This window comes from Marinobacter salinus (genome assembly GCF_001854125.1).
GTDB classification, from domain to species: Bacteria; Pseudomonadota; Gammaproteobacteria; order Pseudomonadales; family Oleiphilaceae; genus Marinobacter; species Marinobacter salinus.
Map to the genome: position 1 here is coordinate 2,817,406 of NZ_CP017715.1, position 26,715 is coordinate 2,844,120.

The following is a 26,715-nucleotide window of genomic DNA, read 5'->3' on the forward strand; positions in this document are numbered from 1 at the left end:
TTCCTGATTCCCACTCATTCCGGCAAACAGCTCTCTGGCGCAATCTGATCTTCCACGGTTTCGCGGCGACGAACGATGTGCACCTGGTCACCATCCACCATAAGCTCCGGTGGACGGTTACGGCTGTTGTAGTTGGAACTCATAACAAACCCGTAGGCACCTGCCGAACGAACGGCCAACAGATCGCCGGCCTGAAGTCGCAACTGCCGATCTTTGCCAAGAAAGTCGCCGGTTTCGCACACAGGCCCGACGAGATCCCAGGACTTCTCCTCACCATCCGAACGCGGCCTGACCGGAATGATCGACTGCCAGGCACTGTAGAGGGCTGGCCGGATCAGGTCGTTCATGGCGGCATCAATGATGGCAAAATTGCGGTGGGCCGTGCACTTCAGGAATTCCACCCGGGTCACCAGAATACCGGCATTAGCCGCAATGGAGCGACCCGGCTCCATTACGAGCTCAAGCTTGCGGTCACCCAGCCTTTCAGCCAGCGCCTTGACGTAATCCGAAGGTTGCGGTGGCTGCTCCTGATTATAGGTAACCCCGAGACCACCACCGATATCAAGGTGGTGAATCCGGATACCCTGTGCTGCCAGATTGTCAATCAGCGCTAATACCCGATCCAGAGCATCCAGGAAAGGTGACACCGAGGTCAACTGGGACCCGATATGGCAATCGACACCCTGAATGTCCAGGTTCGGCAATGTCGCCGCCCTGGCATAGACCTCCGGAGCCTCGGCAATATCAATCCCGAACTTGTTCTCTTTCAGGCCGGTGGAGATATAGGGGTGGGTCCCCGCATCCACATCCGGATTGACCCTCAGCGAAACCGGCGCCTTGACACCCAGTTCACCAGCGACCTTGTTGAGACGGTCCAGTTCGGTATCAGACTCGACATTAAAGCAGCGAACACCCGCTTCCAGGGCCCGCTGCATTTCCCATTCCTGTTTACCAACACCCGAGAACACGACCTTGCTGGCATCGCCACCGGATCTCAGCACCCGCTCCAGCTCACCAGCTGACACTATGTCGAACCCCGCTCCGAGCCTTGCCAACACGTTCAGAACCGCCAGGTTGCTGTTCGCTTTGACTGCGTAGCACACCAGGTGCGGGCGGCCGCTCAAGGCATCATCATAGGCACGATAATGGCGTTCAAGAGTCGCGCGGGAATAAACATAGGCCGGCGTACCGAAACGCTCGGCAATTTCGGAGACAGGCACATCCTCGGCGAAGAGCTCACCGTTGCGATAATTGAAATGGTCCATGGTTTTCCTGATTCGTTAAGCGGGGAAGGATTGCAGGAGGCTACTCGCCGGCACCCTGGTCATTGCGCGCATCATCGCTGCCAGCCCCGGAATCAACCGCATCCAGCGCAGCGAGGGCTGACGCATCCTGATGCTCCCTGTACAGCGGGCCTTTCTGGCCGCAGCCGACAAGCGCCAGCATCAGAACCAAACCGGTGACCAAAACTTTCACAGCGCGCATTCGTGCTACCCCTGGTTTCACTATGAAAGAAGTATACCTGAGAGGCCGCCCGTCCGGCGAGAAGGCTATCGCCCGGTTTGCAGCTCGCGGTTCAGTGATTCCTCAAGAACTGAACGATAATAAAGGTACTGGCTGGTCTGAATATCCTGCTGGTATATCTGGGGATCCAGATCATGAGGCAGATGTACATCGGTAAGGTATACCGGATAATGTTCGTGGCTCTGTCGCAGCGACCGGATGTAATGAGCAACCGCCGGAATCAGACGATCACCGTATTCCTGAACGGTAAATTCCTGTTCGCCACAAAAGATATCAAAGCGTACCCGGCTGCTTCCTTCCTGAACGCCTACGGCCTGAACTTCCAGGCCCGGCAAAGGCGTTCCTGAGTCATCCCCGGGCCGATAGTCGGCCCGCCAGTGACCGTCGCGGCTTATAACCTCATAACACTGAACGCCCGCAAGCACGGCCGGGACATCGCTACGCCGAAGCATGCGTCGCTCAATCAGGTTTTCGAGAAACCGCAACAGCGGCGTCAGAAAATAACGCCGGCTATCAACGCGTTGCTCCCAGAATGAAATCGACCCCAATTCATCCACAACCCATATACTGGCCCGCTCACCACGAATACGGTAGAACACCTGGATGTTATCGGGCTCACTGGCCTGGCACACCGCCCTGAGCGCCGGCGCTTCAGGTATGGCATAACGATCGAACACAACCGGAAGGTACTGTTCCTGAGGCAAGGACAGATGTTCCAGAAGCGCGCCGAAACTTCCCAGAACAATAAACCCCGGTTCGGCACCGTTGAACTGAAGCAAAAAATAGCGGCGGTCCATTTCTATTACGTAGCGTAACGGGTGCGGGCCCACACCACCCGCGAAGAACTGTCGCAGGACATCGCTGAACAACTCGTGAACCCGGCGGGCAATGGCGGTACCGTGGCCGCGATTGTGGCTATGTACTTGAATGTCCGGGATATCCGAAGGATTACTGACTACTGAAGCCAGCACATTTTTCAGACACTGAATCAGTGTATCCCCGGCGGCATAATGCTGGAGGCTCACCTCATGCCAGCTGTTAAAAGTAACCTGATCAATGGCGATAACCAGATTTTCCCTGCCGCCGCTGAATCCGAGAGAATCGTGCCTCGCACTCAATTTATGCAACCCCTTCTCGGTGAGGTGCGCCTGCGGGTCGACACCGACATTGATCAGCAGCAGGTTCCGCAATGGCCGCACTCCTCGGGAAAGCGCATCACGATCGGCCGGCTCAACAGGGAAGGAGAGGAAGCGGGAAAGCGCGTCCAGCATTTCTTTTAATTCGCTCACCGAAGCAACGCTATGACCGGCTTTTAAATTTAACCGGGTGGAGCGGGTGAGCAGACCATTGCAGTAACACCAGACCATCAATTCTGTCAGGTTGCCCGATCGCCTTATTACCGGCTGCCAGAAGGCGTCGGCCGGATCTTCAAGATCCCGGTACAACAGCCAGCCCTCTCCGTCACCGCCCTGCTCCGACTGATGATGGAACGCCAGGTTTTCTTCCGCCAGTGACGGCGCCAGCCCTGGATTGATCTGCTCGATCTTGCCGGCCTTGCGCTGAAAAGCGGCATACAATTTACGCCCGAGCAAGTTGATGTCACCCGCGCTGATAGCCGCGCGGGTGCCATGTTCCCGGGCCATTCTCGAGAGCAACCGGTAGCTGTGCGTAAGTTCCGCGACGATAGTACGACGCAGCACGGTGACCTCTTCCGCCCGCCACCGCTGCCGATTGTCGAGCTCACTCATCGTTGTTTCCGGCCAGCCCCAGCGGGCCACCATCTGCGTCAGCAAACGCACCCGCCATTGCTCGGGCGTCACCTCGGTGCGGGTCAGTGGAAGCCCCGCTTTCAGGTACAGGCTCCTGCGCACCAGGTCCAACCGAAGTCTGGCGTCCGGATCTGACAGCCAGCTTTCAAGCCGGTTATACAACAGCACATAGGGATCCAGCTCATCCGCATCGGTTGTACCCAGGAACACCGCCTGCTTGAAGACACTGGACAACAGTGGCTGCCCCCCCGTCTGGGCGTAACACTCGATAAGCAACAGCTTGAGAATGGACTTCCACGGCGCATCAATGCCCTTGTAAAGCTGCCAGACACCGGCTCCCAGAAACTCTTCTTCAGGTATCGCAGGTACCGGGCCAAAATCGATGTACTCCTCACCGGGTATGAAGCGGCAACCCACCAATTGTCGCACGCACTCGTCGTAGCGACTTTCGCGATCCGCCGGAATCAGCCACCATATCGGGTGACACCCGGCCAGGTGAATGCTGGTGCGGTAGAACTCATCCAACAAGAGGAAGTGCTGGGCACTGCCGCAGTTCTCGCCAGTCACTTCCGCTCGCTGGCGACCCGCCCGCCAGTCCTCTGCGCAGAACACGAACACATGCAGCTCGACCCCGAGAGTCGCCGCCCAGCGCGAAAGCTGTTCGGCCTTGCGTTCCAGGCACTGAACACCCCGGTCCGGCAGGTCGCTTCGATGGCACAACCAGAGGTCCAGGTCACTGGCTACCGAGTGTCCGAGTGTGCCGGGACTGCCCATGAGAAACAGGGCATCCAGGTCCGGCTTGCGCTTGCCTTCATCCCGCAGACTGAAGGTACGCGACAGTCGCCTCGCGGCGCTGAGGGTGAGCTCGGAAGGCTGATAGTGACTCAAACCGTAGGGGCAATCACCGTCAACGTAGCCAGGCAAGGCAGGATGATTGATGTGAAATACAAGAGGCAGGATTTCCAGCACGATCTGCTGGCGATAGGTCAGTGCCGAGTGCGCCCTTTCCCATCGCTGCCGATTAACCGCAAGAAACCGGTCCCTCAGGCGACGCAGGGTCTTTCGATCTATACCCTCATCAAAATCGAGGACAATCGGCACAGTATGAACAGTCAAGGCAGCTCCGGCGGAGAGGTTCTTTTCAGTCTCAGGATCAGTATGATGATCGCATCGTGGCAAAACCGACAAAAAAATAAAAGCGGTGCCGGCGCGCGCCTGGCGACTCGTCCAATCATACCGCAGTAAACCGAGGCTCACCCGTCGTGAAAGAATTCGTCATTCGCCGCTATCGTTCTGACCAGCCCCAGAATCCCGAGCGTAGCACGCTTCTGCGCATTGATGATGAGGGCCGGGTTCTGTTGGCCGATCACCATGCCGAAACGGTGCTGGGATACGGGGCCAGCGAACTGGAGGGCCAGCCGGTCCACCGGATACTCGCGTCGCAACAGGACGACCCCTTTGCTCCTGCCAACCGGCACCAGATTGAAAGCGGCCAGAGCGTTCTGGTTACTTTCCGGCACAAAGAGGGTTTCTTCTACACCGCGTGCCTTGGCCTGCGCCTGGACATGAGGGATTCAGACAAGGCTGCCAGTGCCAGTATTACCCACCGCGACAACTCCGCCATGGCCCCGAGTCTTCTGCGGTCCGCCGAAGACAATGCCAGTTTCGGAATCTGGGAACTCGACACCCACAGCAATAAGATGACCTGGACCGAAGGCATCTTCAGACTACTCGAACTGCGCCCGGGCAGCGAAATCACTCCGGAACAGGCACTGTTTTACTGTCAAAGCGGCCAGGCCAGGGTGCGTGCCCTGTTTCGACGCTGCATCCGGGCCGGGGCTCCCTTCTCGCTGGAGCTGAACCTTCTCACAGCAAAACAAACCACCCGGAGGGTGACCCTCTATGGCAAGGCGCTTAAAACAGCGGGCCGGAAACAACTGCTTGGGGGCACCCTTGTTGACCACACCGCCGAAATGCACCGCAACGCGGCTCGCCGTCAGGCAGAGCAGGTTTTAACCGCCACTACACAAGCAACGCCTGATCTGGTTGTTGCGGTAGACCGGGAACTGAACCTCACACACTGCAACCATTCGTTTGTCCGGCAGTTTGCCAGCACCTTCGGAGCGACACCCGCCCACGGAGATAATCTGAAGCAACTACTGCAAGATCACCCTAACGAACGAAGGCTGGTCGAACGGCTTTGGCAACGGGCGTTTGACCGGGAAAGCTTCGTTGTGGAAATGCCACTGGCCCAGCAAAACCGTGAATTACCCGTCTACGAATTCCACTACCAGCGACTTATTAACGACCAGGGGGACGTGATCGGAGCCGTACATGTGGCGCGAGACATAAGCAGCCGGGCAAACCATGCCGGCAGCAGTGAATACCGTATTCGTCACGACCCGGTCACCGGGCTGATGAACCGCCGTGAGTTCATTGCCCGACTCCTGCGAACGTTGGAGCAGAAAACCCACCGGGAATCCTGTGACAGCATTCTTTATCTGGATCTGGACGAGTTCGAACGCTTCAACGAGCTTGCCGGAAGCGGCACTTGTGACCGCTACCTTCGTGAACTGGCCGGCAACCTGGGTGTTCGCGTACGCCAGCGCGATGCTCTGGCCCGGCTGTCCGGCGATACCTTTGCCCTGCTCATAGAGAACTGCCCCGAAGCGAGGGCCCGAAAAATCGCCGATAACACTCTGGCACTGATTGGTGAGTTTGTTTTTGAGTGGCAGAACCACAAGCTACAGACAACGGCCTCCGGTGGTTTGCTGGTGATGGACAAAGATGCTCCCTGCGACCCGGAACACCTTCTGAGCCAGGCATCGGATCTTTGCCATACCGCAAAGACCTCCGGACGAAACCGGATTCATGCCGGCCATGCCTTGAACAGACACGCTGACGAGAGCATGGCGGGCAAGCGCCTGGAACAGATACGCCAGGCGCTGGATGGTGGCCGGCTGATCCTGGAGTATCAATCATTGCGTCCGGTCGCGAGTGTCACTTGGGGCGATTATATTGAAATCCTGTGCCGGATACCGGGAGACAGTCACGGCGAGGAGTTGCTGCTACCTGATCAGTTCCTGCCGGTGGCAGAACGTTTCGATCTCGCCAAACGGCTGGACCGCCAGGTTATTCGTCAGACAGTGGACTGGCTAGGCCAGCATCGCCTGCTGGAACCACGGATAAAGTACTGTGGATTCAACCTGTCCCTCGCCAGTGTACTGGACGACACTCTTGCGGACTTTATGGAAAGCGTTTTGCGGGAGAGCCCGTTTGCCCCCGAATGTTTCTGCCTCGAAATCAGGGAGTCCCATGCTTCCCAGTATCCGGACGACGTATCAGTGCTGTGCGACACACTTCATCGAGTCGGCTGCCGGGTGGCATTGGATGGCGCCGGCGCCTCTGTCGAGAGTTACAGCCTGGCGGCCAAACTGCCGGTAGACATCATCAAGCTGGACCGGAGAGTCATGCAGCACCTGGAGAACGATCCAGTACAGCAGGTCATGGTTGAAGCTTTACATCGCATTGCCGAAGCGGCGGGCAAAACCACCGTGGCAACGTTTATCGAAAGCGATAACACGCTCAGCAAGGTAAGAACCCTGGGCATTCACTATGGCCAGGGCTTCAGGTTGTCAAAGCCCAGACCTTTGGCCGACCTTACTCCGGCAGCCGTCGACCTGACCACCGGGCGCATCGGCGGCTAGCCGTTACGCCCGGGACGCTGGATTAACCCAGTTGCTGGCGGGCCCGTCCAACGGCAGCCCGTACTTGATCCGGTGCAGTGCCGCCAAGGTGATCACGAGCCTGTACTGAACCCTCAAGCGTCAGCACATCGAACACATCATCACCAATCACATCGGAAAATCGCTGCAGCTCTTCCAGGGTCATGTCCGACAGGTCACGCTCCTCTGCAACACCAAAGGCGACGGACTTGCCGACGATTTCATGGGCATCCCTGAACGGAACGCCTTTCTTCACCAGGTAATCCGCCAGGTCCGTTGCCGTTGAGAAGCCACGCTTGGCCGCCACACGCATGTTATCGGCCTTGGCGCGAATGGCAGGAACCATGTCAGCGTATGCCTTCAGGCACCCCTTGACGGTATCAACAGTATCAAACAGGGGTTCCTTGTCTTCCTGGTTGTCCTTGTTGTAGGCCAGCGGCTGGCTCTTCATCAAAGTCAGCAGGCTGACCAGGTGACCATTCACCCGGCCGGTTTTACCCCGGACCAGCTCAGGCACATCCGGGTTCTTCTTCTGCGGCATGATGGAAGAACCGGTGCAGAAGCGATCCGGCAGATCAATGAAATCGAACTGGGCAGACGTCCACAGCACCAACTCCTCACTAAAACGGGACAGGTGCGTCATCAGCAGAGCGGCGAAGCTGCAGAATTCAATGGCGAAATCCCGGTCACTCACGGAATCCAGCGAGTTCTCGCTTGGGCGGTCGAAACCAAGTAGTTTCGCCGTCATGCGCCGGTCTATGGGGTATGTGGTTCCAGCCAGAGCGGCTGCACCAAGGGGCATCACGTTGACACGTTTGCGGCAGTCCTGCAGTCGGTCCGCATCACGCACCAGCATTTCATACCAAGCCAACAGGTGGTGACCAAAGGTCACTGGCTGGGCCGTCTGAAGGTGGGTAAAACCCGGCATGATGGTATCCGCTTCTTTTTCCGCAAGCTCCAGCAGGCCCGCCTGCAGACGTTTCAGTTCCTCGGCGATGACGTCAATCTCGTCACGCAGGTAAAGGCGAATGTCCGTTGCCACCTGATCATTCCGGCTACGACCGGTATGCAGCTTTTTGCCCGTGATACCGATGCGGTCGGTCAGGCGGGCCTCCACATTCATGTGAACGTCTTCAAGACTGACAGACCACTGGAAGGTGCCAGCTTCAATGTCTGCCTTGACGGCCTTCAGACCTTCGATAATGGTGTCCCGCTCATCCTCGGTCAGAACACCCACAGCCGCCAGCATGGTGGCGTGAGCAATAGAACCGGTAATGTCATGATGATAAAGACGCTGATCGAAACCGACGGATGCGGTAAAGCGCTCAACAAAGGCATCGGTAGGTTCGCTGAAGCGTCCGCCCCAGGGTTTTTCGGAGGTTGAGGTCTGGTCAGACTTTTTCTGATCCGTCATGGTCTATCTTTCCTGCTGACAGCCCGGCATCATCTGGCGGGAATTGGGTACATTGAAAGTAACGGGAGTATAACATTCTGACCCGTGTAAAGGAGACACCCCTGAACGCCGACAAAGGTGTGACAGCCAGCGAATTCTTCGTTCCGGACCTGTGCCGGGTACGGGCGGTGTTTTTACTGCTGGTGACCAGCGAACTGCTGGTTCTGGTGCTGGCCATCGTGCAGGCGGAAGCCGGATGGATCGACTGGAACTATTTTGGCCTGCTGTCGCTGTTCGTGCAGTGGACGACCCTTACCAGCGCCGCCTTGATCTGCCTCCTTCGCAGCCGACTCGCCCGAATGTCAATCGCCCGGGCCACGCTCGGCATCGTGGCCATTGTCCTGCTGGATGTTCTTGCCTTCAGCCTGTTCGCGGACAGCGTACTTCACCCCCAGCCCGGCGTAGCGGTCTGGCAGGGCATCGCGAAGAAGCAGTTGTTGGCGCTTATGATCGTCCTGATGGTGCTCCGTTATTTCTACCTGCAGCACCAGTGGCAACAACAGCGCGAAGCGGAAATGCAGGCTCATCTGACCGCGCTTCAGGCGCGCATCCAACCCCACTTCCTGTTCAACAGCATGAACACCATCGCCAGCCTGATTGCAATCAACCCGGATCAGGCGGAAGAAGCGGTACTGGATCTATCGGAGCTGTTCCGCGCCAGTCTGCGAACGGGTGACCAGCTCATTCCCCTCTCACGGGAACTGGACCTTTGTAAGCGTTATCTTGCCATTGAGTCACTGCGGCTCGGGGACAGGCTGACCCTGGAGTGGGCAATTCAACCAGGGCTTGAGCAACAGGCCATTCCGCCCCTGACCCTGCAGCCCCTCGTGGAAAATGCCATCTATCACGGTATCCAGCCCCGGCCGGATGGCGGCATCGTTCGCATTGAGGCGCAGACCCGTGGCAATTTTGTATACTTGATGGTGCAGAACCCCAAGCCGGATCATAACAATCGCCAGCATGAAGGCAACCGCATGGCCCTGGCCAATATCCGCTCTCGCCTCCAGGCTCTTTTTGGCGAACCGGCGGTGCTCAAACAGAGCCACCAAAACGACATTTATACGGTTACCCTCAGGCTTCCAAAGCAAAGCGCCAATGCTCAGCCGGCTTCCCGGAAAAGGACATGACACCCGGATATGAACACTGAGGCATCCCCAACACGCAGCATCCTTATCGCGGACGACGAACCTCTGGCAAGAGAGCGCTTGCGGCGTCTTGTGGAGGCCTTGCCAGGCTATCGCGTATGTGGCGAAGCAGCAGACGGCGACGCTGCACTCAAGCAGGTCGCCGACCTGGAGCCAGACATTCTCCTGCTGGATATCCGCATGCCCGGCATGGATGGCATGGAAGCGGCGACTCGTCTGGATCAACTGGCCAACCCGCCTGCGCTGATTTTCTGCACCGCCTACGATCACTACGCAATTCAGGCCTTTGGCGTTCAGGCCAGGGCCTACCTGCTCAAGCCTGTTCGCAAGGAAGCACTGGCCGATGCCCTGGACCGGGTCGGGCGGGTCAATCGTGTGCAATTGCAGACTCTGACCGACCAGACTGACCAGAGCGACGAACAACTGGCTGTGCGCACACACCGGGGCACCGAGCTGATTGACCTGACCACTATTCTGTACTGTGAGGCCGACCAGAAGTACGTCACCCTGCACCATACCCGGGGCGAAACGGTCTGCGACTACACGCTCAAGGAACTGGAAAGCACCTACCCCCACCATCTTCTGCGCACGCACCGTCACACGCTGGTCGGTGTCCGCTTCATTCAGGCCCTTAATCGTTCACCGGATGGACAGAACACGGTTGTGCTCAGGGATGGGCGAGGCAAGCTGCCCGTCAGCAGGCGTCATTCGAGCAGCGTGCGGCAATGGCTTCAGGAACATCAACCGGGTTAATTTGCTCTCGGGACATCCCGGCATCCACGGCGGGACTTTTTTGCTGTCACAAGGTACCCTTGGCGGACATTTTCCGAACCGACAGTGAGTGTCATGTCAAAACGTACCCTTCGCATCGCAACCCGCAGCAGCGCACTTGCTCTCTGGCAGGCAGAATTCATCAAGTCCGAGCTGGAACGTCTGAACGATAACCTCGACGTGGAGCTGGTCAAGATCAAAACCCAGGGCGACAAGATTCTTGACGTTCCACTGGCGAAGATCGGCGGTAAGGGTCTGTTTGTGAAGGAACTGGAAGAAGCCATGCTGGATGGCCGTGCGGACCTAGCCGTTCATTCCATGAAAGACGTCCCCATGGAGTTCCCTGAAGGGCTTGGCCTCGTCGCCATCTGCGAGCGGGAAGATCCGACGGATGCGTTCGTCAGCAACCAGTACGACAACGTTGATACGCTGCCGGACGGTGCTGTGGTAGGCACCGCCAGCCTGCGCCGGGAAGCCCAGCTGCGCGCCTACCGTCCGGACCTCGAAATCCGTGTATTGCGTGGCAATGTGAATACTCGGCTGGCGAAACTGGATGCCGGCGATTACGACGCAATTGTACTGGCAAGCTCCGGCCTCAAACGCCTCGGTTTCCACGAGCGGATACGCTATTGCATGCCAGATACCATCTCCCTGCCCGCGGTTGGCCAGGGTGCTCTGGGTATAGAATGCCGGGTAGATGACAACGAACTGCTGGCCATGCTCTCGCCACTCAATCATATCGACACATGGGACCGGGTATCGGCAGAGCGAGCCCTGAACCGTCGTCTCGAAGGTGGCTGCCAGGTCCCGATTGCCGCCTACGCACTGCTTGAAGATGAGAACACCATCTGGTTACGCGGTTTGGTAGGAGCCGTCGACGGCTCCCAGATTTTCCGGGTCGAAGGCCGGGCGCCCCGCGCCGAAGGCGAACGACTTGGCCGGGAGCTGGCAGAAGATCTGCTCGCGTTAGGAGCCGACAAGGTACTGGCTGAAATCTATGGCCATACCCCGCGCTGAATTGCCCGATCTCCGCGGCCGGCGGATCCTGATCTGCCGGCCGGAACCCGAAGCCACCAGGCTCGCCGACCGCTTCCGCGATGCGGGCGCGATGGTTCGCGTACTCCCCCTTATCGAACGGGAACCGCTGCCGGAAACGCCGGAGCGGCGCACCCTGATTCTGAACCTTGACCAATTCTCCCATATCATCACGGTCAGCCCCTATGCGGCCCGGTTACTGCTGGACGAACTGGATGCCTGGTGGCCCCAGATTCCAGCCGGCATCCGGTGGTATGCGGTGGGTGCAGCAACAGCCTCTGTGCTCACAAAGCACGGCCTGAGCACACGTGCGCCTGCTCAGGGCTGGACCAGTGAAGCGTTACTGACGCTGCCATCCCTGACGCAGGTCAAAGGCCAAAAGGTTCTGCTCGCCCGAGGCACAAATGGACGCGAGCTGATCCGTCAAACCCTTGAGGCTCGCGGGGCCAGGGTCACCCCCTTGCCACTTTATCGACGGTTCAGTCCAGACTACCCGCCGAAAGAGCTCAGCGACATTCTCGGCGCCTTTGCACCGGAGGCCATCGTCGCCCTGTCTGGAGAAACCTTGAACAATCTCGTCGCACTATGTGCGAATAGCGGCCATAATCTATACGATAGGTTATTGATTGTTCCAGCTGAACGGGTTGCCGAACAGGCCCGGGCAGCAGGATTCAAAAATCCGTGTATACCAGGAAGCCTTGCCGATAATGACATCGTGGCCACCGTTGCAGCGCAACTCACCGGCCGGGACGGTGGCTCCGGAAAAGCCAAGTAAGGACGCCCGTGACTGAGACAACAAATCAACTGCCCGCCCCGATTCCCAAAGAACCGCCGGCTCGCCAGAAGCTCTGGCCGGTCTGGCTGGTTACCATCGTTGCCCTGGTGATTGCGGTTACCCTGGCCGCCTGGAGCTGGCAACAGTGGAACAACCACCAGGCTATGCTGCAGAGCCTCCAGAACCTGCAGCAGGACACGGCCCAGCTCGAAGACCTCTATGGCAATCGCGGGAGCCAGCAAAGTCAGCGACTGCAGTCGCTCGAAGAGAAGCTGTCAGCTCAGCGGGAACTGATCGCCACACAACAAAGGCACATTGATCACAACGCCCGGGAGCTGCTGGAAGCCGGCAATCGCACCCGGACCGACTGGCTGCTCGCAGAGGCTGAATACCTTCTGCGCATCGCCAATCAGCGCCTGATGATCGAAAAAGACATTCGCGGCGCGCTGTCGGCACTGGAGGCGGCCGATGAGGTGTTGACCGAATCCGACGACATCGGCGTGTTCCCTGTACGCCAGCAGCTGGCACGGGAAGTCCTGGCACTGAAAGGCATCAGCGGAGTCGATCGCACAGGACTGTATTTAAAGCTTGAAGCAGCCATCGACAGCATCCACCAGCTCACAGACCAGGCACTGATCAATGAACAGGCCCCAGGTTTTGTTGCTTCGCCTGGTGATCAGTCCGGCAGCACTCAGAACGGCGAACCAAACGCCCTGACGAAAGCCTGGAGCAAATTCAAATCGACGCTGATGCAAGTGGTGGTCGTCCGCCGTCTGGACGAGCCTGTCAAACCACTGCTATCACCTGACCAGAGCGCTTATGCCCGCCTCAACCTCCAACTGATGCTGGAAGAAGCCGAAATGGCTGTACTTCGTGGCAACCAGTCATTGTATGAACGCTCACTGGCAAAAGCGCGTGACACAATTGATACCTGGTACAACGCCAGCAACACCCGGGTGATGGCTCTGTCTGAAACCCTGGCCGAACTGGCCAGCCGCAATATCGATCCCAAGTTGCCGGACATCAGCAAATCCCTGGATCTTCTCAAGGAACGACTCGCCGGACGACTCAATGCAAGCGATGGCGAAAATGCCGGATCCGGTGCCGATGGGGGCGATGATTCATGATTCGTTTGCTCCTGATTGTTCTGCTAGCGCTGCTGATCGGGACAGGATTGTCTCTGGGACTTCAGTATGATTTGGGCTACATCCGCATCAGCCTGGGTCACTACATGATAGAAACCAACTTCTGGGTTGGTCTGGCCTTGGTATTTGCGGTGATTGTGCTGACGGTGGTCACCCTCAGCCTGTTTCGTCGGGTCCGACACAGTACCGGACTGGTCTCTGGCTGGATAGCCCGGGGCAATGAGCGCAGAGCCCGTCGGCGCACCACCCAGGGCCTGCTCGCTCTTGCTGAAGGTAACTGGCCCCGGGCCAGCAAACTCCTGACCTCTGCCGCGAGCCATGTTGATACCCCACTGATCAATTATCTGGCCGCCGCTCAGGCCTCGTTTGAATCCGGTGATTATGAAACCGTGGACGAATTGCTTCGTAAGGCCTTCGAAAGTACACCGGGATCCGATCTGGCGGTCGGTATAACCCAGGCCCAGTTGCAGTTGGCAGGTAACCGTCTGGAACAGGCACTGGCCACGCTGGTCCGGCTGCGCAAGCAGTCACCTCACCACCCGTTCGTGCTCAAATTGCTGAAAACCACCTACCTCCGCCTGGAAGACTGGCGTGAACTTTCAAAGCTGCTGCCAGAACTGCAAAAGCGCAACGTTCTGCCGGAAGAGGAATTCAACGAGTTGCAGCGCCTTGTTTGGCACAACCTGCTCGAACGGGCAGCCGAAGATTGTCGCCGGAACCGGAAAGAAGACCCCAATGCATCACTGGAACCGCTCACCCGTCTGTGGGACGAATTACCCGGTTTCCTTCGCCGTGATGAATTCACCATCCGGGATTACGCCCGCCTGCTGGCTGACCTCGGCGATGAAGCCCAGACTGAAACGCTGCTGCGCAAGGTGCTGCGCAATCACTGGAGCGACGAACTGATCAATCTGTACGGGCGGATCAAGGGGCATAAGCCAGACGAGCAATTGCTGCTAGCCGAGCAATGGCTGAAAGACCGACCAAATAATGCCGAATTATTGCTGGCACTGGGCCGACTGAGCCTGCGTAATGAGCTCTGGGGGAAGGCGAGAGAATATTTTGAGACCAGCCTGAGGTTGCGTCGAAGCCGGGAGACCCTGGCGGAACTGAGCCGCCTGAACGCTCACATGGGCGAGGAAGAGGTCAGCATCAAACTGATGATGCAGGGGCTGGCAAAAGACAATGGCCTGCCGGAACTCCCGATGCCCAAAGCCTGACCCGGAATTGCCGGGCTGACGCCGAAGGTCAGTTCCGGCACGCTCCCCCTTTCCACTTATGCCCCTTTATTTATTTCTGACGGGGCGCGTATTCAAGAACATCGGAGAAAAAGGCCTGTTCAGGCAAACCGGCTTCCATCAATGCATCCATCAGTGTGTACACCATGGTCGGTGAACCACTGGCGTGAACTTCCACGTTTTTCCAGTCCATGCCTGAGGCCAGAACCGCTCGCACGAGCTGGTCGTGATGGCCACTCCAGTCATTATCCTCGTCATCGCCCACTACCGGCCGGAAGCTGAACGACGGCCAGTCCTTTGCCCATTGCTGGGCCAGTGATCTCAAATACATATCCTCATGGCGACGAACGCCCCAAAATAACTGGACCGGCTGACGGTATTCGGTGCCTCGCAGGTAATCCACCAGGCTCTTCATCTGAGCAAAACCGGTACCGGCGGCTACCAGCAACAGCGGCTTCTCCGGAACGGCCGCCAGACAGGCCTTACCATGGGGCAGTTCGAGAGTAACTTCACCGCCAGAGGTCAGGGCATCGATCACCTTCTGCGCAGAAATCCAGTCCGGCGAGGCCTGGATATGCAGCTCAAGGTTCGGCTCTGAGGGACTGCTGGCAATGGAAAAATAACAGGGCTCATTACCGGGAAGGTTGACGGACAAATACTGACCGGCATGAAAGGACAGCTCACGACGTTTCGGAAGCTGAAGTTCAACGCGATACACGTCGTGATTGATGGAACGAACGTCTACGACCTTTGCCTGAAACTTGCCAGGCTGAATCTTTCCGGCTGCCATAACGGCGCTTATCTCCAGTTCAAGATCACCGAGCGCCAGGCTTCTGCAAAGCATCAGACGCTCACCGACCAGAATCTTCTGTTGATTTCGGGTGTTCAGGGCGGATCCGGCCAGCAGCCGTGCCTCGCATATTTCACACACCCCGTTGCGACAGGCCGCTGGCACATCAATGCCCCCACGGGCAGCCGCACTGAGAAGGTTGTCAGCCGGGCTGGCATAGTAAGCGAGCCCGGACGGATTCAGAGCAACCCGATACACATTGTCGTCCCTATCACTCGGGGCGATCCGGGTCAGTTTCAATCCCCAGGCTGTCCCACAGCCCATCTACCCGGCGTTTGACCTCGTCGGTCATAGTGATCGGGGTGCCCCATTCCCGGTCAGTCTCACCTGGCCATTTATTGGTGGCATCCATACCCATCTTCGACCCCAGCCCGGACACCGGCGACGCAAAATCCAGATAATCAATAGGCGTATTATCTACCAGCATGGTGTCCCGGCTCGGATCCATGCGAGTCGTCATAGCCCAGATTACGTCTTTCCAGTCCCGCGCATTCACATCGTCATCGGTGACGATCACAAACTTGGTATACATGAACTGGCGCAGGAAGGACCATACCCCCATCATCACCCGCTTGGCATGGCCGGGGTACTGCTTTTTCATGGTCACCACTGCCAGGCGGTAGGAGCAACCTTCCGGTGGCAGGTAAAAATCCACAATTTCCGGAAACTGCTTCTGCAGAATCGGAATGAACACCTCATTCAGCGCAACACCCAGAATCGCCGGCTCATCGGGAGGCCGACCGGTGTAGGTGCTGTGGTAGATCGGATCTTTGCGGTGGGTCATTCGCTCCACGGTAAACACCGGGAACTGATCCACCTCGTTATAATACCCGGTGTGATCACCAAACGGCCCTTCCGGCGCCATATCGTCCGGGTAGATAAAGCCTTCCAAGACAATCTCAGCGCTTGCGGGCACCTGCAGATCACTGAGGCCCGCTTTCACCAACTCAGTGCGGCTGCCGCGCAGCAAACCCGCAAAGGCGTATTCCGACAGGGAATCGGGCACCGGTGTCACTGCCCCGAGAATGGTGGCCGGGTCCGCACCCAGCGCCACGGCGACCGGATAGGGCTGGCCTGGATTGGCTTTCTGGAACTCCTGAAAATCCAGGGCGCCACCGCGATGACTGAGCCAGCGCATGATCAACCGGTTGCGACCAATCACCTGTTGCCGGTAAATGCCCAGATTCTGCCGCTCTTTGTGGGGCCCACGGGTAATCACCAATGGCCAGGTGACCAATGGCCCGGCATCTCCCGGCCAGCAGTGCTGCACCGGAACCTGATAGAGATCCACCTGATCCTTCTCGATGACCACATCCTGACAGGGCGCCGAGCGGAGCACTTTCGGGCTCATCCGCATGACCTGGCGAAACAGCGGCAGTTTCTCGATCGCATCCCTGAAACCCTTGGGGGGATCAGGCTCCTTCAGGAAGGCCAGCAGCTTACCGATATCCCTCAATGCCGTAACACTGTCCTGCCCCATGCCCAGTGCCACCCGCTTGGGCGTGCCAAACAGGTTGGCCAGCACCGGCATGTCGTAACCCTTCGGATGCTCAAATAGCAACGCCGGACCCTCTGCCCGCAGAGTGCGGTCGCAGATTTCCGTCATTTCCAGATGGGGATCAACTTCAACAGAGATACGCTTCAGCTCACCCAGCTTTTCCAGCTGGTCAATGAAGTCTCGCAGGTCGTTGTATTTCATCGCATGCTCCGAAGGTTTCGGGCTTTATACGGGCGCCAACGCTTATCGGATGATGACCCCAGGCGCAAAGTAAGGATGGGAACGCAGGTGCGCGCAGGCATCAGGAAAGCAGTGCCGGGATATCCTTTCCCGGACTGTGTCTTGCCAGGGACGGCAAGACCAAGCCTACAAGGACGTATCCACAGCGTGTCCGGGGAAGGATATCCCGGCACTGCCACCTCGGAGTCGCATGCGCCGGGCCAGAACCCTGGGCTTACCGACGCTTCATCGACTGGAAGAATTCGTCATTGGTCTTGGTGTCCTTGAGCTTGTCCAGCAGGAACTCGATGGCCGCCGTGTCGTCGTCCATGGAGTGCAGGAGCTTACGCAGGATCCAGACCCGCTGGATATCCGCCTCACTCATCAGCAGATCCTCACGGCGCGTGCCGGAGCTGCGGATGTTAATGGCAGGATAGGTACGCTTCTCGGCAATTTTACGATCCAGGTGGATCTCCATGTTACCGGTGCCCTTGAACTCTTCGTAAATCACTTCGTCCATCTTGGAGCCAGTGTTTACCAGAGCCGTCGCCAGAATGGTAAGGCTGCCGCCTTCTTCCACGTTCCGTGCTGCGCCGAAGAACCGCTTCGGCTTCTCCAGGGCATGAGCATCCACACCACCGGTAAGCACTTTGCCCGATGACGGAATCACCGTGTTGTAGGCACGAGCCAGACGAGTAATGGAATCCAGCAGTATCACCACGTCTTTTTTGTGCTCAACAAGGCGCTTGGCCTTCTCGATGACCATTTCCGCGACCTGAACATGACGCGCAGGCGGCTCGTCGAAGGTGGATGCAATCACCTCACCGCGCACGGTGCGCTGCATTTCGGTGACTTCCTCGGGACGCTCGTCAATCAGCAGCACCATAACATGGCATTCCGGATTGTTCCGGGTAATAGACTGGGCAATACTCTGCATCAGCAGGGTCTTACCGGCCTTGGGCGGGGAGACAATCAGGCCACGCTGGCCCTTGCCAATTGGTGCCACCAAATCCAGCACCCGCGAGGACAAATCCTCAGTGCTGCCATTACCGGCTTCGAGCATCAGGCGCTCTTGCGGAAACAGCGGGGTCAGGTTTTCAAACAGAATCTTGTTACGGGCGTTGTCCGGCTTGTCGAAGTTAATTTCATTAACCTTCAACAGGGCAAAATAACGCTCACCGTCTTTCGGAGGGCGGATTTTGCCGGCAACGGTATCGCCGGTGCGCAGATTGAAACGCCGGATCTGACTCGGGGATACGTAAATATCATCAGGGCCGGCCAGATAGGAAGCATCAGCTGAACGGAGGAAACCGAAACCGTCCTGCAGAATTTCCAGTACGCCGTCACCATAAATGTCTTCGCCGCTCTTGGCATGCTTTTTCAGGATGGTAAAAATTACATCCTGTTTGCGCGAACGAGCTAGGTTATCGAGGCCCATTTCTTGCGCAATTTCGAGCAATTCGGGCATGGAGTTCTGCTTGAGTTCAGTAAGGTTCATAGTTTATTGAATTTTTCAGGAATGGAAGTAAGCAAGTATTGGAATGACAGGGGTGCCCCTGAACGAGTTGATCAAATAATCGTTGAACTTGATGCTGGCCAGATGGAGCAACCGGTGTAGATGGAGTCCGGGATTAAGGTACTGAAGCCAGAGAGTGGGAACAATCGTTCGCCGGGCAAGAGCGATCATCGACCACCTGACTGGCGAATGTCAAGTGCGGCGACCAAATTAACGCCAATTTGATGACATGTCAGTGTTTAGGAGCCAGAGCCCTCCCTCTGAAGAGTTACTCCTCTTCCAATCATCATCCGTCCTGAGGATACTGACGAATAAAGATCTACGATAACTTTGCGGAGCCTAATCCATGAGCAGCGAACTCACCGGCGAACTGAAGCCACTGAACATTGCCCTTCTGACCGTGTCTGATAGCCGGGGCCCAAATGAAGATACCTCCGGCCAATTCCTTGAAGACAGCATCCTTGAGGCCGGTCACAACCTGACAGCCAGACGCCTGCTGCCGGATGACGTGTATCTGGTTCGGGCTCTGATCTCGGGCTGGATTGCTGATCCGCAGGTGCATGCAGTAATTATCACCGGTGGCACCGGATTCAACGAACGGGACAGTACCCCCGAAGCCGTCGGCCCTTTGTTCGACAAGGCTATCGAGGGCTTCGGCGAGGAATTTCGCCGATTATCTGCTGCCGAGATCGGCAGCTCTACGGTTCAGTCCCGCGCCTTTGGCGGTCTCGCCAACCACACAGTCATTTTCTGCCTGCCCGGGTCCACCGGCGCCTGCCGTACCGGCTGGAACGGCATTCTCAGCTCTCAGCTGGACAGTCGCCACGGCCCGTGCAACTTCTCGGCGCTGGTTCTCCGCAAACCTGAGAGCCCTTATCACCGGATAAATGAAGTGATTGGCAACCGCGCCCAGCGGTAAAGCGTGAAACTCAAAGGAGCAATAAGTCCGATGTCTGGCCAAAACCTGATCTCCGTTGACGATGCACTGGCGCATATACTCTCCAGAGCTCCAGCAATCACCTCGGTTGAAACCGTCAATCTGCAGGATGCACTGGGTCGGGTGCTGGCAGAAAACCATTACGTGCCGGCGGATGTCCCGCCCGCTGACAACAGCGCTGTAGATGGTTATGCCCTGCGCAAACAGGATCTCAAACCGGGTGAACCGCTACCGGTATCGGCCCGAATCCCGGCCGGCCAGGCACCCCAACCACTGGCAACTGGAACGGCTGCGCGCATCTTTACCGGCTCCGAGATACCCGAGGGCGCAGATTCCGTGGTAATGCAGGAGCGTGTCGATGTCTCCAATGATCAAATTACCGTGCTGGCAGAGGTCGCTGAAGGCCAGAACATCCGGCGCCAGGGCCAGGACCTGAATAAGGGCCATCTGGCACTGGCCAAAGGCACGCCCGTCCGCCCGCAGGAAATGGGCTTGCTGGCGTCGATGGGCATACCGCGAGTACCGGTAATGGTCCGGCTCAAGGTCGCCATCCTGAACACGGGCGATGAACTCGTCGATCCCGGTAAGCCTCTGGCGCCCGGCCAGATCTATAACGCCAATCAATTTACGCTGCTGGGGCTACTCTCGCGGGCTGGCTGCGAGGTGGTGCTCTGCGAGACTCTGAAGGACACTCGCGAGGCAACCCGAGCAACGCTGCAGCGAGCAGCCTCCCAGGCGGATCTGATTATCACCAGCGGTGGTGTTTCTGTAGGCGAGGAGGACCATGTCCGGGCGGTTATCGAGGAATCCGGAGAGCTTTCCTTGTGGCGGATGGCCAGCAAGCCCGGCAAACCCCTGGCGTTTGGCACTATCGGACAAAAGCCGCTCCTGGGACTGCCGGGAAATCCGGCCGCAGTCCTGGTAACAATGCTCGTGGTCGGCCTGCCTTTTATTCGCAAATGCCAGGGGCAGACGCGCAGCCGGGTCATCGGGGAAACCCTTCCGGCGGATTTCCGTGTCGATTCTGCGTCGATTCGCCGGGAGTTTGTCCGTGCCCGCAAGGAGATCCGGAACGGTGAAGCGTGCGTTGCAGCTTTCCCCAATCAGAGTTCCGGCGTTTTGAGTTCGGCATGCTGGGCCGATGGCCTGGCTGTCGTTCCCGAGCACACGACCATAGAGCCCGGAGATCTGGTAACCTACTATTCATTCACAGATTTACTGGCCTGACCATGACCACAGAAAACATCACCATCCGTTTTTTCGCCCGTCTCAGGGAGGAACTGGGTACAGAGGAGCTTACAATCTCTGCGCAACCGGGCCTCACCACCGGAGATATTTTGGCTGAACTGGCCGGACGCGGGGGTGCCTGGGCACAGCTAAAGGGCGATCAGCCGCTCATGATTGCGGTAAATCAGGCGATGGCAAAGCCCTCCACACCTGTCCAGGGCGGCGATGAAGTGGCCTTTTTCCCACCGGTAACCGGGGGCTGATGACATGATTTCGATCCAGACTGGCGATTTTGATTCTGCTGTGGAATACGCACAGTTGAGAAGCAGTGGTGCAGGCACAGGCGCGATTGCCACTTTTACTGGTCTGGTGCGGGACAGTGGCGACATGAAGGGGGTTACCGGGCTTTACCTGGAGCACTATCCGGGAATGACTGAGGAGGTGATCGGCGGACTGGTGGATGACGCTTCCAAGCGCTGGGATGTGCGGAAAGCGAGGGTAATCCACCGGGTCGGTCGGCTGGCGCTTCAGGATCAGATTGTGTTTGTCGGGGTGTGCAGCGCCCATCGGAGTGATGCGTTCGCCGCCTGCCAGTTCATTATGGATGCCCTGAAGACATCGGCGCCGTTCTGGAAGAAAGAGATTACCGAATCGGGCGAACATTGGGTGGAGCAAAAGGAGTCCGATGTTGCCCGGAGCAAGACATGGGAGTGATTGATTGCCCATAAGCACAAAAAACCGCCCGTGAGCCTTCGCTCAGGGGCGGTTTTTTCATAAACGGACGGCAATCAGAGATTGCTGTCCAGGAAGGCGGCCAACTGGGATTTGGACAACGCGCCTACCTTGGTAGCGTCGACGTTGCCGTTCTTGAACAGCATCAGCGTCGGGATACCACGAATATTGAATTTCGGCGGAGTCTGTTCGTTTTCGTCGATGTTCAGCTTGCAGATTTTCAGTTTGCCATCGTATTCGTCGGCAATTTCTTCCAGTACCGGGGCAATCATCTTGCAGGGACCGCACCATTCCGCCCAGTAATCTACCAGTACCGGTACGTCGGACTGCAGCACGTCCTGCTCAAAAGAAGCGTCGGTTACGTTTACGATATTTCCGCTCATTACGTTTTCCTGATTCACGCGCCCCGCGTCGTGCCAGCATGTTTGTCGTACTACTGCCGGAGCGCTGTTGACTGTCGCTGAAGAGACGCTATTGTTTCAGAAGCAACTCTTCACCCTCATCACGATACGCAATACTTTACGCGATTGATCAGCCGGATGTGAAGCAGTACATCCATCGGTATTAATCCTTAACAGGCTGATTCCTGTCAGGGTCGCTGGTTGTGCATTACTGACAGGCCCGAGGAATTTCGCTTATAGTAGCCGGCAAGTTCATCTCATAAGGATTTCGACCAACGTGACGGCCGCATCCACCGCCGAGAACGGTATACCTTCATCGGACGTTCTGGCAGCCATCGACATGGGTTCCAACAGCTTCCACATGGTGGTTGCCCGACTGGTCCATGGAGAAATCCGCACCCTCGAAAAGATGGGGGAGAAAGTTCAGCTCGGCGCCGGACTGGATCAGTTCAACCGCCTGACTGACGAGGCACAGGAACGTGCCCTGGCCTGCCTGAGCCGATTCGCCCAACGCCTCAACGGCATGCCTTTGGAAGCGGTACAGATTGTTGGCACCAATGCCCTCCGAGTTGCTCGCAATGCCTCGGAGTTCATGGCCCGGGCCGAGGAGGTTCTGGGGTATCCGGTGGAGATCATCGCCGGTCGGGAAGAAGCTCGCCTGATCTACCTTGGCGTTTCCCATACGCTGTCTGACGATATCGGCCGCCGACTTGTCATTGATATCGGTGGCGGCAGCACCGAGTTCATTATTGGCCAGCGTTTCGAGCCTCAGGTTCTGGAGAGCCTGCACATGGGCTGCGTGTCGTTCCGCAATTGCTACTTCCCCGATGGCAAGATTACCCGCCGGCAGATGGACAAAGCGATCACCCATGCCGAGCAGGAACTTCTGAACATCCGACAGCACTATCGGTCCGTGGGCTGGCAGAGTGCCGTCGGCTCTTCAGGCTCCATCAAGGCCATCGCCAGTGTTCTAGCCAGTCTGAAAATTACCGATGGCACAATCACACTGCAAGGCATGCAAGAGCTGCGCAAGCGGCTGGTTGATATGGGAAAAATCGAAAAACTCGGGGAACTGGGTGTGCGTTCCGACCGCCAGAGCATTTTCCCGGCCGGTTTCGCCATCCTGATGGGGGCTTTCCAGTCCCTGGGCATTCAGGAAATGGATTTTGCCGATGGCGCCCTGCGCGAGGGCCTGCTCTATGACATCGCCGGTAGAATCCGGCACGAAGATGTGCGTGAGCGGACCATTTTCGCCCTACAGGAACGCTACCACGTGGATCAGGAGCACGGGGCGGCGGTGGAAGCCACCGCAGTTGCAGCGTGGCAACAGGTCGCGGACGCCTGGGGGCTTCGAACCGTCAGTGACGAAGAAGTCCTGCGGTGGGCCTGCCGCCTCCACGAGATTGGCCTGACCATTTCCCATAGCCAATACCACAAGCACGGCGCCTACCTGCTACGTTATTCTGACCTGCCCGGCTTCAGCCAGCAGTTTCAGCGGGACCTGGCCACCCTGGTAAGGGGCCATCGACGCAAGTTCTCAGCGGCCATCTTTGATGGCGCGGACCCGGAAGACAAAACGCGCCTTCGCTACCTCTGCGTCCTGCTGAGACTGGCAGTGCTCATCCAGCATCCACGCAACATGGAGCTGCCGCCGGACTTCAATCTTCAGGCCCAAAACCGGAAGCTGACAGTGGCGTTCTCGGAAGGCTGGCTTGATGACCGCCCGTTGACGCTTGCCGACCTGGAAAACGAGCGAGAGTACCTGGCCAAACAGGATATTGAACTGGAAATTGTGGGAGTTTGACGGGCGGCTACCCCGCCAGCTCCGCCTCCATGGACTCCACTGTCTCGCTCACTTCCAGCCATTCCGCTTCAACGTCTTCCAGACGGCCTTTGGCCTCGGCCTGTTTGCCCAACAGTTCCTGTAACCTGGCCTTGCCGTTCGCTTCGTACAGTGCCGGGTCGGAAAGGTCGGACTCCATCGCCTTCAGGGACTGCTGGAGGGTATCCATTTTCTGCTCCAGCACCGTCTGCTTCTTTCGGTAAGGGCTAAGCTTCTGGCGCAGCGCAGCTTCCGAGCGCTTACGGGCCTTGCGGTCCTCGGCACTCTCGCCGACCGCCGCCAAAGACTCCTGCGCAGCGTCCCCATCCTCCGGACCAACTGCAACCTGGCGCCGGGGCGCCTCGGTGTCGTCCTTGCGACGGTCGGCAAGCCAGCGTTCGTAATCTTCGAGATCGCCCTCGTACTCGGAAACCCGGCCATCATTCACCAGCCAGAATTCATCAACAGTATTCCGCAGCAAGTGGCGATCGTGAGAGACAACCACAATGGCACCGTCAAAATTCTGCAGAGCCATGGTCAGCGCCTGGCGCATTTCCAGATCGAGGTGGTTGGTAGGCTCGTCGAGCAAAAGCAGGTTGGGTTTCTGCCAGGCGATCACCGCCAGTGCGACCCGTGCCTTTTCTCCGCCAGAGAATGACCGTATCGGGCTCAGTGCCTGATCACCGTGGAAATCAAACCCCCCAGGAAATTACGAACCTTCTGTTCCGATGCCTTTGGCGCGAGCCGTTGCAGGTGCAGGAACGGGCTGGCGTCCAGGTCGAGCGATTCCAGCTGATGCTGGGCAAAGTAGCCGATGGCCAGGTGTTCTCCACAGGTTCGCTCACCCGACAACAGGGTACTTTCGCCCCGCAGCGCATCCATTAACGTGGACTTACCAGCGCCATTAGGGCCGAGCAGCCCGATCCGGCTACCCGGTAACAGGGTGATGTTAATCCTGTTCAGAATAGCGACATCACCGTGCCCGGCGCTCCCGTTTCGGATAGACAGCAAGGGGTTTGATACCTTCTCTGCCACCGGAAACTCAAAGCTGAACGGCGAATCCACATGGGCTGGCGCGATTTTTTCCATCCGCTCCAGTGACTTGACCCGGCTCTGGGCCTGCCGGGCCTTGGTTGCCTTGGCCTTGAACCGGTCGATAAAGCGCTGGATTTCAGCGATACGGGCCTGCTGACGCTCAAAGCCCGCCTGCTGCTGGGCCAGCCGCTCACTCCGCTGGCCCTCGAAGGCGGAATAGTTACCGGTATAAATTTCCAGTTTGCACTGATCAAAGTGCACAACATGCGTCGCAACCCGGTCCATGAAGTCCCGGTCATGGGAGATAAACAGGAGGGTCCCGGCGTAACGGCGCAGCCAGTTCTCCAGCCACAGGCACGCATCCAGATCCAGGTGGTTAGTGGGCTCGTCCAGCAAAAGCAGGTCTGACGGCCGCATCAGCGCCTGAGCCAGGTTCAGGCGTATGCGCCAACCACCGGAGAAAGCCGACACCGGACGATCCGCATCTTCGTCAGAAAACCCAAGTCCACGCAGCAGCATCTCGGCCCTGCGCGGTGCAGACCAGGCCTCATGCACATCAAGCTCGCCGTGAATTCGGGCGAGGGCATGATCATCCCCCCGGGCCTCGGCGCGGGCAAGTTCTGCCTCGAGACGGCGAAGATCAAGATCGCCATCGAGCACAAAGTCCCTGGCACTTTGCCCGGATGCCTCAAACTCCTGGGCCATGTGGGCAATGCGACAGCCCCCGGGGAGCGAGATACTACCCTGCTCCGGTGAAAGCCGCCCAAGCAAGAGCTGGAACAGGCTGGATTTGCCTGCGCCATTGGCTCCGACAATAGCCACTCGCTGGCCAGGTTGAACAGTCAGGTTGACGGATTCTAGCAACCAGACGCCACCCCGTTGTAAACTGAGATCGGTTATCGTTAGCATGTCTGTATTTTATCAACGTAAAGTTTTCAGGGAAGGCTCTGTTGTCATGTCGGTCTCGCCAGGAATTACCCCAGAGTCACCGACAAATTCCCTGGATTTACCGGAAAATCTGGAACCGGATAACCCTCTTTGGCGTTTTGCCCTGAAGGTTTGGCAAGATCCCGGAGCACAAAAAAACTGTCTGGCACTCCAACAGCAGGGCTGGAGCGTAACAAGAATTCTATGTGCCGGGTGGCTTGCACTGGACGGCAAGTCGTATACCGGCATTGAGGACGCTACGGTAACAGAGTGGCGCGACCGTGTAACCGGTGCTTTGCGTGCCGCTCGAAAATGGCTGCCTAAGGCCAATGCCGACTGCAGCGCACTGCGTGAAGGCATTGCAGGCCTGGAGCTGGAGGCCGAACGAATCGAGCTGGCACTGGCTTGGCACTGGCTGACCTATAAACCTCCGGAAGACAGCAATATGCAAGGATGCGACAAGCTAATCCGAAACAATCTCGAGGCCGCCGCCCCGTTGCCGGGTTCAATCCGGAATGCGGCACCTCAACTGAATGCACTGGCCAGCACGCTGGCCAACTTCCCAAAGGGAGAACCCCGGCCATGATAATGAAATGGCTTATCCGGCTCTCGTTCCCGGCACTCGGATTGCTGTTGTTACTGATTTTTTTCGGCCTCAGCGACCCGGAGCAGGTCGCCAAGCCAGTTGCTGATGAACAACAACCCGCAATCCCGGCCTTTGAAGGGCTGGTTCCCTCCCCGATCGCCACGGAAGGGCCCGATATTGTTTTCAAATGGCAGGATACCGATGGTAATTGGCACTACGCTGACCAGCCTCCGGAACACGGCCCCTGGAACACGTTGGCGATAGAGCGATCCGAGAAAGGGCTGAACGCCGATCGGCCATCGGACCCGGAAACGGACTGGCAATCCCCATACAGTGCGCCCTTCTCTCTGGGGCCATCTGCCGGCCGCAACGGCAGCTGACGGAT

22 protein-coding genes and 1 pseudogene are annotated in these 26,715 nt (G+C 57.8%); 14 read left to right on the plus strand and 9 right to left on the minus strand.

Translation table 11 applies throughout. The annotated features are described in order from the left end of the window. Positions 1-14 precede the first annotated feature (14 nt). The 3 genes from lysA to BKP64_RS13130 form a co-directional block, all read right to left on the minus strand. Positions 15-1,265 carry a diaminopimelate decarboxylase gene (gene lysA, locus BKP64_RS13120; protein WP_070970837.1) on the minus strand — a complete coding sequence of 417 codons (1,251 nt, stop codon included), beginning with the start codon at positions 1,263-1,265 and terminating at the stop codon, positions 15-17. Between the two features lie 40 nt (positions 1,266-1,305). Then, the gene (lptM, locus tag BKP64_RS13125; RefSeq protein WP_070970840.1) at positions 1,306-1,485 is read right to left on the minus strand and encodes an LPS translocon maturation chaperone LptM; all 180 of its coding nucleotides are present in this window, start codon (positions 1,483-1,485) and stop codon (positions 1,306-1,308) included. A gap of 65 nt (positions 1,486-1,550) precedes the next feature. Next, on the minus strand, positions 1,551-4,409 hold the full coding sequence (locus BKP64_RS13130) for a class I adenylate cyclase (RefSeq protein ID WP_070970843.1): 2,859 nt from the start codon (positions 4,407-4,409) through the stop codon (positions 1,551-1,553). Between the two features lie 146 nt (positions 4,410-4,555). Between BKP64_RS13130 and BKP64_RS13135 the strand changes: the two genes are divergently transcribed. Further along, positions 4,556-7,000, plus strand: a complete 2,445-nt coding sequence (locus tag BKP64_RS13135; RefSeq protein ID WP_070970846.1) for an EAL domain-containing protein — start codon at positions 4,556-4,558, stop codon at positions 6,998-7,000. A gap of 22 nt (positions 7,001-7,022) precedes the next feature. Here the strand turns inward: BKP64_RS13135 and argH are convergent, their stop codons facing one another. Then, on the minus strand, positions 7,023-8,432 hold the full coding sequence (gene argH / locus BKP64_RS13140; RefSeq protein ID WP_070970849.1) for an argininosuccinate lyase: 1,410 nt from the start codon (positions 8,430-8,432) through the stop codon (positions 7,023-7,025). Positions 8,433-8,551: 119 nt separating this feature from the next. Here argH and BKP64_RS13145 point away from each other — a divergent pair, with 119 nt between their 5' ends. The 6 genes from BKP64_RS13145 to BKP64_RS13170 all read left to right on the plus strand — a co-directional run bounded on the left by BKP64_RS13145 (position 8,552) and on the right by BKP64_RS13170 (position 14,562). Continuing rightward, positions 8,552-9,598 carry a sensor histidine kinase gene (locus tag BKP64_RS13145; RefSeq protein ID WP_070970852.1) on the plus strand — a complete coding sequence of 349 codons (1,047 nt, stop codon included), beginning with the start codon at positions 8,552-8,554 and terminating at the stop codon, positions 9,596-9,598. A gap of 9 nt (positions 9,599-9,607) precedes the next feature. Beyond that, the gene (locus BKP64_RS13150; RefSeq protein ID WP_070970855.1) at positions 9,608-10,369 is read left to right on the plus strand and encodes a LytR/AlgR family response regulator transcription factor; all 762 of its coding nucleotides are present in this window, start codon (positions 9,608-9,610) and stop codon (positions 10,367-10,369) included. 93 nt (positions 10,370-10,462) lie between these two features. Next, positions 10,463-11,404 (plus strand): hydroxymethylbilane synthase, encoded by a 942-nt coding sequence (hemC, locus tag BKP64_RS13155; RefSeq protein WP_070970857.1) that lies wholly within the window; start codon positions 10,463-10,465, stop codon positions 11,402-11,404. After that, a complete protein-coding gene (locus BKP64_RS13160; RefSeq protein WP_070970860.1) occupies positions 11,385-12,197 on the plus strand; it encodes a uroporphyrinogen-III synthase in 813 nt (270 codons plus the stop codon). Before hemC ends, BKP64_RS13160 begins: the two co-directional genes overlap by 20 nt. Positions 12,198-12,205: 8 nt before the next feature. Continuing rightward, the gene (locus BKP64_RS13165) at positions 12,206-13,324 is read left to right on the plus strand and encodes a uroporphyrinogen-III C-methyltransferase (RefSeq protein WP_070970863.1); all 1,119 of its coding nucleotides are present in this window, start codon (positions 12,206-12,208) and stop codon (positions 13,322-13,324) included. Further along, positions 13,321-14,562, plus strand: coding sequence for a heme biosynthesis HemY N-terminal domain-containing protein (locus BKP64_RS13170; RefSeq protein ID WP_070970866.1), 1,242 nt, complete (start codon positions 13,321-13,323; stop codon positions 14,560-14,562). The genes BKP64_RS13165 and BKP64_RS13170 overlap by 4 nt, the downstream gene beginning before the upstream one ends. Before the next feature lie 70 nt (positions 14,563-14,632). Here BKP64_RS13170 and BKP64_RS13175 read toward each other — a convergent pair whose 3' ends face one another. From BKP64_RS13175 to rho, 3 genes are all read right to left on the minus strand, one after another. After that, positions 14,633-15,670 carry a 2Fe-2S iron-sulfur cluster-binding protein gene (locus BKP64_RS13175; RefSeq protein ID WP_227515392.1) on the minus strand — a complete coding sequence of 346 codons (1,038 nt, stop codon included), beginning with the start codon at positions 15,668-15,670 and terminating at the stop codon, positions 14,633-14,635. Further along, entirely contained in the window at positions 15,642-17,129 is a 1,488-nt protein-coding gene (gene ubiD / locus BKP64_RS13180) for a 4-hydroxy-3-polyprenylbenzoate decarboxylase (protein WP_070970872.1), read from the minus strand. Before ubiD ends, BKP64_RS13175 begins: the two co-directional genes overlap by 29 nt. Positions 17,130-17,382: 253 nt before the next feature. Beyond that, entirely contained in the window at positions 17,383-18,645 is a 1,263-nt protein-coding gene (gene rho, locus BKP64_RS13185) for a transcription termination factor Rho (protein ID WP_070970875.1), read from the minus strand. 364 nt (positions 18,646-19,009) lie between these two features. On the opposite strand from rho, the gene moaB reads away from it, so the two are divergent. Genes moaB through BKP64_RS13205 form a run of 4 tightly spaced genes read left to right on the plus strand, consistent with a single transcriptional unit; the run spans position 19,010 to position 21,541 of the window. Further along, positions 19,010-19,582, plus strand: coding sequence for a molybdenum cofactor biosynthesis protein B (moaB, locus tag BKP64_RS13190; protein WP_070970878.1), 573 nt, complete (start codon positions 19,010-19,012; stop codon positions 19,580-19,582). Positions 19,583-19,612: 30 nt separating this feature from the next. Beyond that, entirely contained in the window at positions 19,613-20,827 is a 1,215-nt protein-coding gene (locus BKP64_RS13195; protein ID WP_070970881.1) for a molybdopterin molybdotransferase MoeA, read from the plus strand. A gap of 2 nt (positions 20,828-20,829) precedes the next feature. Then, positions 20,830-21,090 (plus strand): molybdopterin converting factor subunit 1, encoded by a 261-nt coding sequence (moaD, locus tag BKP64_RS13200; RefSeq protein WP_070970884.1) that lies wholly within the window; start codon positions 20,830-20,832, stop codon positions 21,088-21,090. Between the two features lie 4 nt (positions 21,091-21,094). Next, the gene (locus BKP64_RS13205) at positions 21,095-21,541 is read left to right on the plus strand and encodes a molybdenum cofactor biosynthesis protein MoaE (RefSeq protein WP_070970886.1); all 447 of its coding nucleotides are present in this window, start codon (positions 21,095-21,097) and stop codon (positions 21,539-21,541) included. 74 nt (positions 21,542-21,615) lie between these two features. Here the strand turns inward: BKP64_RS13205 and trxA are convergent, their stop codons facing one another. Continuing rightward, complete coding sequence (trxA, locus tag BKP64_RS13210; RefSeq protein ID WP_012139190.1) at positions 21,616-21,942, minus strand: thioredoxin TrxA; 327 nt, start codon at positions 21,940-21,942, stop codon at positions 21,616-21,618. A 295-nt stretch (positions 21,943-22,237) separates the two neighbouring features. Here trxA and ppx point away from each other — a divergent pair, with 295 nt between their 5' ends. Continuing rightward, positions 22,238-23,764 (plus strand): exopolyphosphatase, encoded by a 1,527-nt coding sequence (gene ppx, locus BKP64_RS13215; protein ID WP_070970888.1) that lies wholly within the window; start codon positions 22,238-22,240, stop codon positions 23,762-23,764. Positions 23,765-23,771: 7 nt separating this feature from the next. On the opposite strand, the pseudogene BKP64_RS13220 reads toward ppx, so the two are convergent. Continuing rightward, a pseudogene (locus BKP64_RS13220) lies at positions 23,772-25,726 on the minus strand (ATP-binding cassette domain-containing protein). On the opposite strand from BKP64_RS13220, the gene BKP64_RS13225 reads away from it, so the two are divergent. Together BKP64_RS13225 and BKP64_RS13230 are read left to right on the plus strand one after the other, a co-directional pair. Next, positions 25,725-26,330, plus strand: a complete 606-nt coding sequence (locus BKP64_RS13225) for a TIGR02444 family protein (RefSeq protein ID WP_227515393.1) — start codon at positions 25,725-25,727, stop codon at positions 26,328-26,330. The pseudogene BKP64_RS13220 and the gene BKP64_RS13225 overlap by 2 nt on opposite strands. Further along, positions 26,327-26,710 carry a hypothetical protein gene (locus BKP64_RS13230; RefSeq protein WP_070970891.1) on the plus strand — a complete coding sequence of 128 codons (384 nt, stop codon included), beginning with the start codon at positions 26,327-26,329 and terminating at the stop codon, positions 26,708-26,710. The genes BKP64_RS13225 and BKP64_RS13230 overlap by 4 nt, the downstream gene beginning before the upstream one ends. Positions 26,711-26,715: the final 5 nt, after the last annotated feature.